Source organism: Bacillus sp. ISL-77 (assembly GCF_018613105.1).
Window position 1 is genome coordinate 189,320 of the sequence record NZ_JAGGQY010000037.1, and the last position, 12,952, is coordinate 202,271.

Consider the following 12,952-nt stretch of genomic DNA (forward strand, 5'->3'; position numbering starts at 1 on the left):
TCAATTGGAGCTAGACTTAAATTAATTAAACTATTAAGAAGTTAGAAAGGTTACCATGATATGCTCTTAAAAAGTACCCCATTAAAATGGATTGGTTTACTAATTGCCATCCTGGTGATGGTGTTATTCATGTGTGCCAGTGTCATTTATGGTTATACAGATACCAGCTGGCATACAGCAGTTGATGCATTTACAAATAATAACGGATCCAATGAACATATCATTATTCAAACCGTCAGGCTTCCACGAGCGTTAATCGCTTCAGCCGTCGGAGCTAGCCTGGCCATTGCCGGTGTTCTCATGCAAACATTAACGAAGAATCCACTCGCATCCCCAGGTATATTTGGGATCAATGCCGGTGGAGGGTTTGCAGTTGTCGTAGCTATGACTGTGTTTTCTGTAAATAGTTTACAAGCGTTTAGCGTTCTTGCTTTTCTAGGAGCTGCCGTTGCAGCGATAAGTGTTTACTCGATTGGTTCATTTGGCCGTGAGGGTTTAACGCCAATGAAACTAACATTAGCAGGGGCAGCGATGTCAGCGATGTTTTCCTCCTTTACCCAAGGATTGCTAGTGTTGGATGAAGTCATGCTTGATCAGGTTTTGTTTTGGCTGGCAGGCTCTGTCCAGGGTCGAAAATTAGAGACGCTTGTCTCAGTTTTACCTTATATTGGGATCGGCTGGATTGGTGCCGTGTTAATTGCTGGTAAAATGAATATCCTGTCCATGGGGGAAGATGTTGCCAAGGGGCTTGGTTTAAACACAGGACTTATCAAAATTGCCATAGGCATAATTGTTATTTTACTAGCGGGCGGTTCTGTAGCTGTCGCAGGTCCGATTGGTTTTGTGGGAATTGTGGTACCCCACATTACTAGATCAATTGTGGGGATTGATCATCGTTGGGTCATCCCATTTTCAGGTGTTTTAGGGGCGATCCTATTAATTGCTGCAGATATTGCTGCAAGATACATTTTCATGCCGTCTGAGGTGCCTGTTGGTGTCATGACAGCCATCATTGGAACTCCATTCTTCATTTACATCGCAAGAAGGGGGTTCAATGGACGATGAGTAAATATAAAAATTTCCGCCTTTTTAATGGCAAATTGTCCTTTTTAGTTGATCGAAAAGCATCATTAACTTTTACCATCCTTCTCGTCGTTGCCTGCTTTGTTTTTGTGGTTAGCACGGGAAGCGGTGAAATGAAGATTAACTCTCTTACCGTGATAAAAGTGTTATTCGGCGGCGGACCTGAGATGGAAAAGCTTATTATTACATCATTTCGCCTCCCAAGAATTATTGTCGCCTTAATGGTTGGTATTTCACTAGCGATTGCAGGCGGTATTTTACAAGGAATGATCCGAAATCCGCTAGCTTCCCCAGATGTTTTAGGGATTACAGGTGGAGCAGCTGCTGCTGTTGTTAGTTTTTTAGCGATTTTTAGTGATAAAAATCATTCATTAACGGTAAGTATCGCTTGGCTGCCATTAGCTGCTTTTATAGGTGCAACAGTGATAGGATTTTTAGTGTATTTCCTTGCTTGGAAAAATGGTGTTTCACCGATCAGGCTTGTGTTGATTGGAATTGGGATCTCAACGCTAATGCAAGCAATCACCACTTTAACCATGGTCATGGGCCCGATTTATCAGGCGAGCCAAGCTAATATATGGATTACCGGAACCGTGTACGGTTCCAATTGGAGTAATGTTGCCATTCTTGTCCCGTGGACGGTTGTTTTCGTGATTATTGCTTTGGCAGTGGCACGGACGATTAATATCCAAGAGCTCGGTGATGAGGTTGCAACTGGATTAGGCGGCAAGGTGCAAAAACAACGGTTTCTATTATTAATGATTAGTACCGCTTTGATTGGAGGTTCGGTTGCTTTTGCCGGGGGGATCGGCTTTGTCGGCTTAATGGCACCGCATATGGCGAGAAGGTTAGTGGGCTCATCGTTTGGAGCACTGCTTCCGGCGAGCGCGTTGATTGGTGGAATCCTTGTCATGATAGCTGACTTAATTGGCAGAACGATGTTTTCACCGTTAGAAGTCCCAGCCGGAGTGTTTACCGCTGGAATCGGGGCACCATATTTTATTTACTTACTTTTTAAGACAAGAAATTCATAAAAGGGGCTGTCAGATTATGAATGCGATTGAAACGAAGAATTTATCACTATCCTATGGGGAGACTCTCATTATTGATGAATTAGACTTGAAGATTCCAAAGGGTGAAATTACCGTGTTTATTGGCGGGAATGGCTGCGGAAAATCAACTCTGCTTCGTTCAATCGCTCGTCTCTTAAAGCCAAAGTCCGGTGCTGTTTTGCTTGAAGGGAAGGCCATTGCCAAGCAATCCACGAAGGAGATTGCGAAAAAGATGGCAATTTTACCACAATCGCCTGCTGCACCTGAAGGATTAACCGTCCTGCAGCTCGTTAAACAAGGCCGCTATCCACACCAAACGTGGTTAAAACAATGGTCGGAGGATGATGAGAAAAAGGTCAATGACGCCCTTAAAGCGACGCGATTAGAGGAACTTAAAGAAAGAACCGTTGATTCACTCTCTGGTGGTCAGAGACAGCGAGCCTGGATCGCGATGACACTGGCTCAGGATACGGATATCATCCTCCTAGATGAACCGACTACCTACCTGGATATGACCCACCAAATCGAAATCCTCGATTTGTTGTTTGAACTAAATGAAAAGAAAAAGCGGACCGTTGTCATGGTGCTTCACGATCTTAATCTAGCCTGCCGTTATGCCCATAATGTTGTTGCCATCAAGGACCAGAAGGTATATGACCAAGGAAAACCGGAACATGTGATTAATTGCAGCCTCGTCAAAAATGTTTTTGGCATGGACTGTGAGGTAACAATAGACCCACTATTTGGGACACCGCTCTGCATTCCTTATGGAAGGGGAAGATGTATCCTCGAAAAGGCGGTAGCGATGAATGGTTAAATTATTCGTGGAAAATCAATTGGAAAAATACAGATTCAAGGCCAACTTAGAGCATTCATTCAATGTTGCTGATCTCTTAGATGAATCGAACCTTAAGGCCTTTTTGAAAAATTTAACCGATGCCCTTGAGGCGCCGTCTGAAAAAGTAGCTGCTTCCATTTTCATCAAACGCTATGCTTTTTTAGCCGTGATGTCTCTTTATGCGATGACTGCTTTGAATAAAAAGCTAAATGTATCGTTGGATAATATAAAAATGGAGTCGGCTGTTCGAGGGAGAGATTGGCTTCCGGCGATTTCATTTAACGATGTTACAGTTCAGGACTGGGATGGCAACGACCGTTCTGAATGGCGAGCCAGCGTTTTGAAAGATCTGTTTGCAATGAACATTTTTCCACTGATCTCACAACTGGAAAAAACAATCGGTATTTCGAAGTTAATCCTGTGGGAAAATATCGCTGTCTACTTATTTTGGCTCTATGAAACCGAACTAAAAGATTATGAGCAAGTTGCAGAGGATTTTCGCTACTTAATATTAGAAGCCGAAGGGCCGTTATTTGGCCGCTACAACTTAAATCCACTGCAAAAATACCTTGCTGAAAAGACCTATTTGGAAGAATGGGATGCAGAGGTAAGAGTAAGAGAGACCTGTTGTTTTACATACCAACTGCCGGCAGGCAAGCGCTGCAAAACTTGCCCATGTACCCAAATTACAAAGGACAGAAGGTGTCATGATGGAGAAAGCATTTGTGAAGCAGTTCGAAGCTTTGCTTGAAAAATATAGTGAACTATTGGTGGGCGAAGCCACAGATGAAACGAGGGAAAAGGTGAAGGTTTGGGCGTTGTATTCGCATATCGCCAAGTCGATGCCTGCTCTGGCTAAGCACTGGAATGGGCTCTACCCGGATGCGAAGGAAGAAATGTTGCAGATTATTAAAGAAATAAAAGTCATGAATGAACAACATCGCTCATCTTCTCAAAAATAAAATTCATACAAAAACCGGGGGCAGCGATGCCTCCGGTTTTTACAATTATTGAATAGTCCCGCCACTTGGTAATTGGTTCGTATATCCTTGAAATTGTTGGTAGGACTGCTGCAGCTTTTGCTGATCAGCAGCTTCAACTGAATACCAGCCCTTTTTAAACATGAGGTCATAAAGGTTGCGCTGGCATTGTTGAGTTTCTGTAAAAACCTGCATAATGTCCTGATACAATCCTTCGTGGCTTGCTTCATGCAGGGCCATACTGTAAGCACTTGTCATATACTTTTCCGTTGTTAGTAAATCATTGATGAAATCGCGTTCGTTCATTTGCGGCGTTTTTGGTACCTGAGTCTCAGGGTTTTTAATCTTTTGTTGTTGGTTTTGATATTGATTCATTTCAACTTTCCTCCTTTTTGCGTCTATTCTTTATTGCATATTATTAAGTGGCTGCTGTTGGTTGGCGTGCTGGCCTAGGTGACCTAGCAGTTGTTGGTAGTGGCGCTGGTGCATTTGTCCCACTTTTTCTGCTTCCGCTTTTAATTCAGGGTCCTGACACTGCCCGGCAAAAAAGTGTGCTTTTTTAGCAGACAGCAAGTTCCAAGACATCATATCTGTTAAATAAAGGGCATCTTTTGTTGATACAACTCCGGGAGGTTCTGGCATCCTCGTTTGTTGATTTTGCATGTTCATGTTTGGCATATTCATATTTTGTTGCTGCATATTAACCCTCCTAATTCGTGTAATCTTTACGACTATATGGTCTCTCAAACAGGAATTTTTATGCAAAAAGAGAAACAGGCTGAAGTGCTCAGCCTGTTTTCTTCATCCTCGTTTAAATTGATTGTTTTGGCTGTTTTTTTTGTCAACGTGAGCCTCTTCGCCGCCTGGCCCGCCATTTCCCTTCACACTTGCAGCACTAACGCCTGCTTTGGAAGGATCCTTCTTCATTTTCGCCATCGTTATCACCTCGGATATTAGGGTGCCCTTTTATAGCCAAATATTTAAAAATTTATTTTTAAAAAAAATTATAAAATTCCACGTTTATGGATTGCACAAATTTTCAAAATATTCTATAGTAAGTAATAATAAGACTCATTCATATGTGAATTTTTTTTGACAAAAAAATGAATGAGTGTTCATTCAAAGTTTGAAGGGGGAGACAATGTTGAACCAATTAATTAAAAAAGCAGCTGTCCTAGGGTCCGGAGTCATGGGGTCAGGAATTGCTGCCCACCTAGCGAATATCGGTATTCCTACACTATTATTGGATATTGTGCCACGTGAAGTAACGAAAGAAGAAGAAGCAAAAGGACTGACATTAGCGGATAAACAAGTACGTAACCGCATCAGTGCCACGTCCATTCAAAAATTATTGAAGCAAAAACCTGCCCCACTCGCGGTGAAAAAAAATTTGGCCCTGATTGAAGCAGGTAACCTTGAGGATGATTTAGTCAAACTGAAAGATGTGGACTGGGTCATTGAGGTGGTTGTTGAAAACCTCAACGTAAAGAAACAGGTATTTGAAAAAGTCGAACAATACCGCAAACCTGGCAGCATTATCAGTTCCAATACCTCTGGAATTTCTGTAGAAGCGATGGTCGAAGGCCGTTCCGAAGATTTCCAAAAGCATTTCCTTGGCACGCACTTCTTTAACCCGCCGCGTTACCTGAAATTGCTTGAAGTCATTCCTACTCAATATACGGATCCAGAAGTACTTTCATTCATGAAAACTTTTGGTGAGGATGTCTTAGGAAAAGGTGTGGTTGTCGCCAAGGATACACCCAACTTCATCGCTAACCGGATCGGGACTTACGGTCTGCTCGTAACTGTTCAGGAAATGTTGATGGCAGGCTTAAGTATCGGCGAAGTAGACTCCATCACCGGGCCACTCATTGGTCGGGCAAAGAGTGCAACCTTTCGAACACTAGACGTGGTTGGATTGGACACCTTCTATCATGTGGCAAATAACGTTTATGAAAAAGTCGAAGGCAAAGAAAAGGAAGTTTTCGAAATCCCAGCCTTTTTAAAAGCAATGGTTGAAAAAGGCTGGCTTGGAAGCAAATCGGGTCAAGGCTTCTTTTTGAAAAAAGGGAAAGAAATTCTTGAATTGGATCCAAACACGTTAGAATATGGACCACGTAAAAAGCTTTCGACACCTGCGGTTGAACTTAGCAAGCAGGAAAAAGGTACAGCGAATAAATTGAAAGCGCTTGTATATGCCAATGATCGGGCCGGACAATTCTTATGGAATACAATGGCACAGTCGCTTGTATACTCCGCTCAGCTATTAGGCGAGATTGCTGACGATATCGTTTCCATCGACCGTGCAATGAAATGGGGATTTGGTTGGGAAACAGGCCCATTCGAAACATGGGATGCGATTGGAGTGGAAAAATCGGTTCAAAAAATGAAGGAAGCCGGTCTTGAAGTTCCAGCCTGGGTAACGGAAATGTTAGAAAAAGGACATTCATCTTTCTATTTAGAAGAAAATGGCGAGTTGTTCTTCTATGATAACGGCCAATATCGATTGGTTGAATTTAATCCGAAGGCACTCGACCTGAAAAAGATTAAGAAACAAAAAGGTGTCATTAAAAAAAATAGCGGGGCAAGTCTGATTGATATCGGTGATGGCGTAGCCCTATTAGAGTTCCATTCACCTAACAATGCCATTGGTCTTGATATTGTTCAAATGATTAACTATGCCTTGGAAGAAGTTGAGAAAAACTATAAGGGGCTAGTCATCGGAAACCAAGGAAAGAACTTCTGTGTCGGAGCGAACCTAGCGATGATGCTCATGGAAGTGCAGGATGACAATATTTATGAGTTGGATATGATTGTCCGTCACCTTCATAGTGCCTTGCTGAAAGTGAAATACAGTCCTAAGCCAGTCGTCGCTGCCCCATTTGGAATGACACTTGGCGGCGGTGCAGAGGTGTGCCTGCCGGCTGCGCACATTCAAGCTTCAGCCGAAACGTATATGGGCCTTGTTGAAGTTGGTGTCGGCTTACTTCCAGGCGGCGGCGGAAATAAAGAGCTTTATATGAAGCACTTAGAAAACCTTCCAAACGGTGTACCATTTGACCTGCAAAATGTCGCTAATAAAGTGTTTGAAACGATTGCCACCGCAAAAGTTTCCACATCCGCTGAAGAAGCACGTGAAAATAATTTCTTGGATTCTTCAGATGGAATCAGCTTTAATAACGATCACCTACTTTATGATGCGAAGCAAGCAGTGTTAGCCTTACACGAACAAGGCTATAAGCCGAAAGTACGCAGAAAGGTGCCGGTCGTTGGTGAAACTGGCTATGCGACCCTGTTACTTGGTGCCGAAGCGATGCGTTTATCTGGGTATATTTCTGAGCATGATCTGAAAATTGCCAAGAAGATTGCCTATGTGATTGCAGGCGGAAAAGTACCATTCGGGACAGAAGTAGATGAGCAATATTTATTGGATCTTGAAAGAGAAGCTTTCTTAAGCCTCATTTCGGAGCCAAAATCACAGCAGCGCATGCAGCATATGCTTGTGAAGGGTAAACCATTAAGAAACTAATTTTAAAAAAAGGGGGCTGCCCCCTCTTACAAAAGGTTTCGCTTAGATCGTTAAGAACGAGGGGATAGACCCAAATATAGATTCGCATTTTTCTAATTTAACAGAAAGTGAGGGAACTTACATGAGAGAAGCGGTAATCGTTGCCGGAGCAAGGACCCCGGTAGGTAAAGCGAAGAAAGGTACGCTCGCCCATGTTCGCCCTGATGATTTGGGAGCATTGGTGGTAAAGGAAACATTAAGGCGTGCTGGAAATTATGAAGGGAATATTGATGATTTAATCATTGGATGTGCAATGCCTGAAGCGGAACAAGGCAACAACATGGCTCGTAATATTGGAGCTTTAGCAGGACTTCCATACACTGTACCTGCCATCACAGTGAATCGTTTCTGTTCTTCAGGATTGCAGGCAATTGCTTATGCCGCACAGGGAATCATGCTTGGCCACACCGATACAGCTATCGCTGGCGGTGCTGAATCCATGAGTATGATCCCGATGATGGGTCATGTTGTTCGTCCCAATATTAAACTAGCTGAAACAGCTCCGCAATATTATATGGGAATGGGTCACACTGCCGAGCAAGTGGCCATTAAATATGGAATTTCCCGTGAGGATCAAGATGCTTTCGCGGTAAGAAGCCATCAGCGTGCCGCAAAAGCGATTGCCGAAGGGAAATTCGTCGATGAAATTGTCCCAGTTGATGTGACGATTCGGACGGTCGGTAATGACAATAAGCTTGTTGAAAAGACGATTCAATTTTCGCAGGATGAGGGCGTTCGACCTGATACAAACTTACAAACCTTAGGTAAACTCCGCCCGGCCTTCTCCGTGACAGGATCGGTAACGGCTGGTAATGCCTCACAGACAAGTGACGGGGCTGCCGTCTTGCTTGTCATGGACCGTGAAAAGGCAGAGGCACTTGGTCTTAAGCCATTGGCAAAATTCAGATCATTTGCTGTTGGCGGTGTCCCACCTGAAATTATGGGTGTTGGACCGGTTGTCGCGATTCCAAAAGCCGTCAAACTTGCGGGTTTAGAATTATCGGATATTAACTTATTTGAATTGAATGAAGCCTTTGCTTCCCAATCCCTCCAAGTTATTCGTGAATTAGGTCTAAATGATGAAATTGTTAACGTAAATGGAGGCGCCATTGCCCTAGGACATCCGCTTGGATGTACAGGAGCAAAATTAACGCTCTCACTTATTCACGAATTAAAACGCAGGAAAGAACAATTTGGTGTAGTAACCATGTGTATTGGCGGCGGAATGGGTGCAGCGGGCGTATTTGAATTACTTTAATCCATTTTGGGCTGTCCCAAGCAAAATGCAACATATACCTTTTACAAGGGGGCGGCTATCTGCCCCCACAAATTAAAGATTAGGAGGAATAAATAATGGCAAACCAAACAGAAAAAATCATTAAAGGCGGAAGCTTTTTAATTGAAGATATTTCTTATGAGCAACTATTTACACCGGAGGATTTTACCGAAGAGCATTTGATGATTGCGAAAACAGCAGAAGATTTTGTTGAAAAAGAAGTAGTTCCACAGCTTGAACACTTAGAAAACCATGAGTTTGACCGGACGGTGAAGCTTCTTAAAAAAGCCGGTGAACTTGGTCTGTTAGCAGTTGACGTACCGGAGGAATATGAAGGCTTAGCCCTAGATAAGATTACCTCATCGCTACTTACCGAAAAAATGGCTGGAGGCGGTGGTTTCTCTCTTTCTCACGGAGCTCACGTGGGAATTGGTTCCCTGCCAATCGTGTTGTTCGGGAATGAGGACCAAAAACGCAGATATTTACCTGCCCTTGCATCAGGTGAAAAACTTGCTGCTTATGCCTTAACTGAACCTGGTTCTGGATCTGATGCCCTTGGTGCCAGAACAACGGCTAAATTAAATGCTGCAGGTACTCATTACATTCTAAACGGGGAAAAGCAATGGATTACCAATGCCGGTTTTGCTGATGTATTTGTTGTATATGCAAAAATTGATGGCGAGCAATTCACCGCATTCATTGTAGATCGGGATTTCGCTGGAGTTTCAACGGGTGCAGAGGAGAAGAAAATGGGAATTAAGAGTTCTTCCACTCGGACGCTCATTTTGGAAGATGTTCCCGTTCCTGTTGAAAATTTATTGGGTGAAATTGGTAAAGGGCATGTGATTGCCTTTAACATCTTAAATATCGGGCGTTATAAGCTTGCAGTTGGCAGTGTGGGTGGTTCCAAGAAGGCCTTTGAATTGACTGTTAAATATGCAAATGGGCGTCAACAATTTAAAACACCAATTTCACAATTCAATTTAACCAAAGAAAAATTCGGAACCCTTGCCTCTAAGATTTACGCGGCAGAAAGCTCTGTCTATCGTACCATTGGTCTGTACGAAGAAAACCAAGGCAAACTTTCAACTGAAGAAGAAAAGGATATTAAATTAGTGGCAAATTCAATTGCCGAATATGCGATTGAGTGTTCATTGAATAAATTCTTTGCAAGTGAAGTATTAGCCTATGTAACGGATGAAGGTGTACAAATTCATGGTGGATACGGATTTATGCAGGAGTATCCAATTGAAAGAGCGTATCGTGATGCACGTATTCAGCGTATTTTTGAAGGAACAAATGAAATTAACCGCCTGCTAGTGCCAGGGACCTTATTGAAAAAAGCGTTCAAGGGTGAGCTTCCATTATTCCAAAAGGCAGTGGCACTTCAAGAGGAATTAATGATGTTAACACCAGAAGAACCTGGTGATGAGCCACTTGCACAGGAAAAATATCTTGTAAGAAATGCAAAAAAGATTGCCCTTTTAGCAGCTGGTTTAGCCACGCAAAAATATGGCAAAGCACTTGAAAAAGAGCAGGAAGTTTTAGCAAATATTGCGGATCTTATTTCTAACGTGTATGCAATGGAATCCGTTGTGTTACGTACTGAAAAAGCGATTGCAAAAACTGGTTTAGATAAGAACAAGCAGAAACTTCTTTATACACAAATTTACTGCCAAGAAGCCTTCAATGAGCTTGAGGCGATTGCCAAAGAAACATTAGTGGCTGTTGAACAAGGCGATACCCTGCGCATGATGTTGTCCTCGCTTCGTAAATTTACACGTCATACTCCAATTAATGTCATTGCGAAAAAACGTGAAGCTGCGGATGTCATTATTAAAGCCGAACGCTATCTTGTTTAATTAAATCAGGCTCCCTTTCTATTAGGAAGGGGGCTTAAATTTTTATATTAGAAAAGGAAGGAATTTTGAAAAATTAGTCGAATTTTTTTAAGTGGAACATATTTTTTGCATTAGGATTTTGAAAAACGGTATGATAATATTCAATTGACTCTAATAAGTCATTGATATTTTATAGGAAAAGGCGGTGAAATTGATGTCTCTGACGTTTTACTGGTATCCGAAATGCGGCACTTGTCGAAACGCGAAGAAATGGCTGGATGCCCATCAGCTTTCCTATGAAGAAGTACATATTGTTGAACATCCTCCAAGTCGTGAGGAATTGCAGGGATTTTATCAAAAAAGCGGACTGGAATTAAAGAAATTCTTTAACACAAGCGGTATGAAATATCGTGAATTAGGGATAAAGGATAAAATGAAGTCTGCAACAGATGAAGAACTGCTAGAATTACTGGGTTCCGATGGCATGTTAATCAAACGGCCGATTTTAACAGATGGTGAACGTGTCACCGTGGGCTTTAAAGAAGAAGAGTATGAAAAAATGTGGCAGTAAGCCTGCTCTTCCTTCATTACTAATGGGAATCGATTTATTTCGATGATAGATTTTAAAAAAAACAATGGAGGTTTTTTAAGATGAGTACACCAAAAGAATTACGGTATTCAGAAGAACATGAATGGGTAAAGGTTGAAGGGGAAAAAGTGCGTGTGGGGATTACTGCTTTTGCACAACATGAATTAGGAGATATCGTTTTCGTTGAACTTCCAGAAGTTGGCGATGAGTTATCTGCTGACGAACCATTTGGAAGTGTTGAATCTGTAAAAACTGTTTCTGAGCTTTACGCTCCAGTTAGTGGTAAAGTCGTTGAAGTAAATGAAGATTTAAGTGATAACCCTGAGTTTGTTAACGAATCTCCATATGAAAAAGCATGGATGATTGTCATTGAATTATCAGACAGCAGCGAACTAGACAAGCTCATGACGGCTGAACAATATGAAGAAATGATTAAAGAAGACTAATTAATCCCGAAAAAGCGCCTTGTCAAGGTGCTTTTTCTCTTAATTTCCCACTTTTTCTTCTACTATTTTAGGGAACCTTATAATAAATATATTGAAGAGGGTGGGAGTATGACGTTAAAGCAGCAAAGAGTCGATGTTACTGATCGAGTGATTGGCAAAATGAAAAATGGGGAAATGGAACTGTTTCTTGATAATACACCGATTGGAAAAATGAAGCTTTCAGATCACATGCAAGTAGAATTAGAGCATCATTTTGAAGTGGATCAACAAAAGATCTATCAACATGTCACGACAACAGAAAACCCTAATGCAAAATATACAGATTGTGATGATGGAGGATGGTGTTAACTAGGTAAATTTCACGTGAATTCTGAGGTAAATCCCTATTTTTAAAATGACAATAATGATAAAGTTAACATAGGCAGAAGAATACACACGTAATCAATATTTTAGAATATGTTAACATAAACAACTTCTAATACAGGTGATGGATGATGAATGATTCGTATGTTGACAAAGTTCTTATTGTCGAAGGAAAATCAGATAAAAATAAGGTCAAAAGAATTGTTAAGGAACCAGTAGAAATTATTTGTACCAATGGTACGATCAGCATCACAAAATTAGATGAACTAATTGAATTTCTTGAGGATAAGGATGTCTATATTCTTGTGGATGCCGACTCCTCAGGTGAAAAGCTTCGCAAACAGTTAAAACGAGAATTTCCACAAGCGGAACATTTGTATATTGACCGGATGTATCGTGAGGTGGCAACTGCGCCAGTGCACCATTTGGCAACCGTTCTAATAGGGGCGAATATCGATGTTCATACTGAATTTTTAGAAATGGGTTAAAAGATATATGAACGAATGGAATCGAACAGATTTATCTGCCTTTCTTGAAAAAAAGGCGACCGGGTTAGTCTATTTTTATACACCCATGTGCGGTACCTGTCAGGTAGCTTCAAAAATGCTTCAGGTAATTGAGCAACTAGTAGAGTTAGATATGGGAAAAATGAATTTAAATTTCTACCCAGACCTTGCTAGGGATTTAGCAATTGAAAGTGTCCCTTGCCTATTATTTATTCAAGCCGGCAAGATAAAAGAAACCCTCTACGCTTTTCAATCAGTTCCATTTTTGCTTGAAAAAATAAAACAACATTTATCCTAAGCAGATGCGCGCTTGCATCTGCTTTTTAGGTGTACTCAAGCCTCTTAAGTAAAATCCTACCCGAGAAGCCAAGGGAAAAGTCCGCAACATGGTCTCTTACGGACAAAACGCA

The 12,952-nt window shown here is 41.7% G+C and carries 16 protein-coding genes; 13 read left to right on the top strand and 3 right to left on the bottom strand.

Going from position 1 to position 12,952, the window contains the following annotated elements:
- The first annotated feature begins 60 nt into the window (after positions 1-60).
- From J7E77_RS15845 to J7E77_RS15865, 5 genes are read left to right on the top strand one after another with little or no spacing between them, the layout of a single operon-like run.
- Positions 61-1,065 carry a FecCD family ABC transporter permease gene (locus J7E77_RS15845; protein ID WP_214715601.1) on the top strand — a complete coding sequence of 335 codons (1,005 nt, stop codon included), beginning with the start codon at positions 61-63 and terminating at the stop codon, positions 1,063-1,065.
- Positions 1,062-2,117, top strand: coding sequence for a FecCD family ABC transporter permease (locus tag J7E77_RS15850; protein WP_214715603.1), 1,056 nt, complete (start codon positions 1,062-1,064; stop codon positions 2,115-2,117). The genes J7E77_RS15845 and J7E77_RS15850 overlap by 4 nt, the downstream gene beginning before the upstream one ends.
- 16 nt (positions 2,118-2,133) lie before the next feature.
- Entirely contained in the window at positions 2,134-2,952 is an 819-nt protein-coding gene (locus J7E77_RS15855) for an ABC transporter ATP-binding protein (RefSeq protein ID WP_214715605.1), read from the top strand.
- Positions 2,945-3,724 carry an IucA/IucC family C-terminal-domain containing protein gene (locus J7E77_RS15860; protein ID WP_214715607.1) on the top strand — a complete coding sequence of 260 codons (780 nt, stop codon included), beginning with the start codon at positions 2,945-2,947 and terminating at the stop codon, positions 3,722-3,724. Before J7E77_RS15855 ends, J7E77_RS15860 begins: the two co-directional genes overlap by 8 nt.
- Positions 3,684-3,935 carry a YusU family protein gene (locus tag J7E77_RS15865; protein ID WP_214715649.1) on the top strand — a complete coding sequence of 84 codons (252 nt, stop codon included), beginning with the start codon at positions 3,684-3,686 and terminating at the stop codon, positions 3,933-3,935. The genes J7E77_RS15860 and J7E77_RS15865 overlap by 41 nt, the downstream gene beginning before the upstream one ends.
- 45 nt (positions 3,936-3,980) lie before the next feature.
- Here the strand turns inward: J7E77_RS15865 and J7E77_RS15870 are convergent, their stop codons facing one another.
- The 3 genes from J7E77_RS15870 to J7E77_RS15880 all read right to left on the bottom strand — a co-directional run bounded on the left by J7E77_RS15870 (position 3,981) and on the right by J7E77_RS15880 (position 4,889).
- The gene (locus J7E77_RS15870) at positions 3,981-4,328 is read right to left on the bottom strand and encodes a spore coat protein (protein ID WP_214715609.1); all 348 of its coding nucleotides are present in this window, start codon (positions 4,326-4,328) and stop codon (positions 3,981-3,983) included.
- A 30-nt stretch (positions 4,329-4,358) separates the two neighbouring features.
- A complete protein-coding gene (locus tag J7E77_RS15875; protein WP_088089513.1) occupies positions 4,359-4,652 on the bottom strand; it encodes a hypothetical protein in 294 nt (97 codons plus the stop codon).
- 102 nt (positions 4,653-4,754) lie between these two features.
- Positions 4,755-4,889: a YuzL family protein gene (locus J7E77_RS15880; protein WP_214715611.1), complete on the bottom strand. Its 135-nt coding sequence runs from the start codon at positions 4,887-4,889 to the stop codon at positions 4,755-4,757.
- Positions 4,890-5,094: 205 nt separating this feature from the next.
- Here J7E77_RS15880 and J7E77_RS15885 point away from each other — a divergent pair, with 205 nt between their 5' ends.
- The 8 genes from J7E77_RS15885 to J7E77_RS15920 all read left to right on the top strand — a co-directional run bounded on the left by J7E77_RS15885 (position 5,095) and on the right by J7E77_RS15920 (position 12,840).
- The gene (locus J7E77_RS15885; protein ID WP_214715613.1) at positions 5,095-7,482 is read left to right on the top strand and encodes a 3-hydroxyacyl-CoA dehydrogenase/enoyl-CoA hydratase family protein; all 2,388 of its coding nucleotides are present in this window, start codon (positions 5,095-5,097) and stop codon (positions 7,480-7,482) included.
- 121 nt (positions 7,483-7,603) lie between these two features.
- The gene (locus J7E77_RS15890; protein ID WP_214715615.1) at positions 7,604-8,779 is read left to right on the top strand and encodes an acetyl-CoA C-acetyltransferase; all 1,176 of its coding nucleotides are present in this window, start codon (positions 7,604-7,606) and stop codon (positions 8,777-8,779) included.
- Positions 8,780-8,874: 95 nt separating this feature from the next.
- Positions 8,875-10,659 (top strand): acyl-CoA dehydrogenase family protein, encoded by a 1,785-nt coding sequence (locus J7E77_RS15895; RefSeq protein ID WP_214715617.1) that lies wholly within the window; start codon positions 8,875-8,877, stop codon positions 10,657-10,659.
- Positions 10,660-10,852: 193 nt separating this feature from the next.
- A complete protein-coding gene (locus tag J7E77_RS15900; RefSeq protein ID WP_214715619.1) occupies positions 10,853-11,209 on the top strand; it encodes an arsenate reductase family protein in 357 nt (118 codons plus the stop codon).
- Positions 11,210-11,289: 80 nt separating this feature from the next.
- Positions 11,290-11,673, top strand: coding sequence for a glycine cleavage system protein GcvH (gcvH, locus tag J7E77_RS15905; RefSeq protein ID WP_214715621.1), 384 nt, complete (start codon positions 11,290-11,292; stop codon positions 11,671-11,673).
- A 108-nt stretch (positions 11,674-11,781) separates the two neighbouring features.
- Positions 11,782-12,021, top strand: a complete 240-nt coding sequence (locus J7E77_RS15910; RefSeq protein WP_214715623.1) for a YusG family protein — start codon at positions 11,782-11,784, stop codon at positions 12,019-12,021.
- Positions 12,022-12,167: 146 nt separating this feature from the next.
- On the top strand, positions 12,168-12,524 hold the full coding sequence (locus tag J7E77_RS15915; protein WP_088089506.1) for a toprim domain-containing protein: 357 nt from the start codon (positions 12,168-12,170) through the stop codon (positions 12,522-12,524).
- A 7-nt stretch (positions 12,525-12,531) separates the two neighbouring features.
- Positions 12,532-12,840 carry a thioredoxin family protein gene (locus J7E77_RS15920; protein ID WP_214715625.1) on the top strand — a complete coding sequence of 103 codons (309 nt, stop codon included), beginning with the start codon at positions 12,532-12,534 and terminating at the stop codon, positions 12,838-12,840.
- Positions 12,841-12,952 lie beyond the last annotated feature (112 nt).

Excerpts from the sequence above, each read along its gene's own strand:
- J7E77_RS15865 (WP_214715649.1), top strand. The coding sequence starts at position 3,684 with ATGGAGAAAGCATTTGTGAAGCAGTTCGAAGCTTTGCTTGAAAAATAT.
- J7E77_RS15850 (WP_214715603.1), top strand. The coding sequence starts at position 1,062 with ATGAGTAAATATAAAAATTTCCGCCTTTTTAATGGCAAATTGTCCTTT.
- J7E77_RS15870 (WP_214715609.1), bottom strand. The coding sequence starts at position 4,328 with ATGAATCAATATCAAAACCAACAACAAAAGATTAAAAACCCTGAGACT.
- J7E77_RS15880 (WP_214715611.1), bottom strand. The coding sequence starts at position 4,889 with ATGGCGAAAATGAAGAAGGATCCTTCCAAAGCAGGCGTTAGTGCTGCA.
- J7E77_RS15885 (WP_214715613.1), top strand. The coding sequence starts at position 5,095 with ATGTTGAACCAATTAATTAAAAAAGCAGCTGTCCTAGGGTCCGGAGTC.
- gcvH (WP_214715621.1), top strand. The coding sequence starts at position 11,290 with ATGAGTACACCAAAAGAATTACGGTATTCAGAAGAACATGAATGGGTA.
- J7E77_RS15875 (WP_088089513.1), bottom strand. The coding sequence starts at position 4,652 with ATGCAGCAACAAAATATGAATATGCCAAACATGAACATGCAAAATCAA.
- J7E77_RS15845 (WP_214715601.1), top strand. The coding sequence starts at position 61 with ATGCTCTTAAAAAGTACCCCATTAAAATGGATTGGTTTACTAATTGCC.
- J7E77_RS15915 (WP_088089506.1), top strand. The coding sequence starts at position 12,168 with ATGAATGATTCGTATGTTGACAAAGTTCTTATTGTCGAAGGAAAATCA.
- J7E77_RS15890 (WP_214715615.1), top strand. The coding sequence starts at position 7,604 with ATGAGAGAAGCGGTAATCGTTGCCGGAGCAAGGACCCCGGTAGGTAAA.
- J7E77_RS15920 (WP_214715625.1), top strand. The coding sequence starts at position 12,532 with ATGAACGAATGGAATCGAACAGATTTATCTGCCTTTCTTGAAAAAAAG.
- J7E77_RS15900 (WP_214715619.1), top strand. The coding sequence starts at position 10,853 with ATGTCTCTGACGTTTTACTGGTATCCGAAATGCGGCACTTGTCGAAAC.
- J7E77_RS15855 (WP_214715605.1), top strand. The coding sequence starts at position 2,134 with ATGAATGCGATTGAAACGAAGAATTTATCACTATCCTATGGGGAGACT.
- J7E77_RS15860 (WP_214715607.1), top strand. The coding sequence starts at position 2,945 with ATGGTTAAATTATTCGTGGAAAATCAATTGGAAAAATACAGATTCAAG.
- J7E77_RS15895 (WP_214715617.1), top strand. The coding sequence starts at position 8,875 with ATGGCAAACCAAACAGAAAAAATCATTAAAGGCGGAAGCTTTTTAATT.
- J7E77_RS15910 (WP_214715623.1), top strand. The coding sequence starts at position 11,782 with ATGACGTTAAAGCAGCAAAGAGTCGATGTTACTGATCGAGTGATTGGC.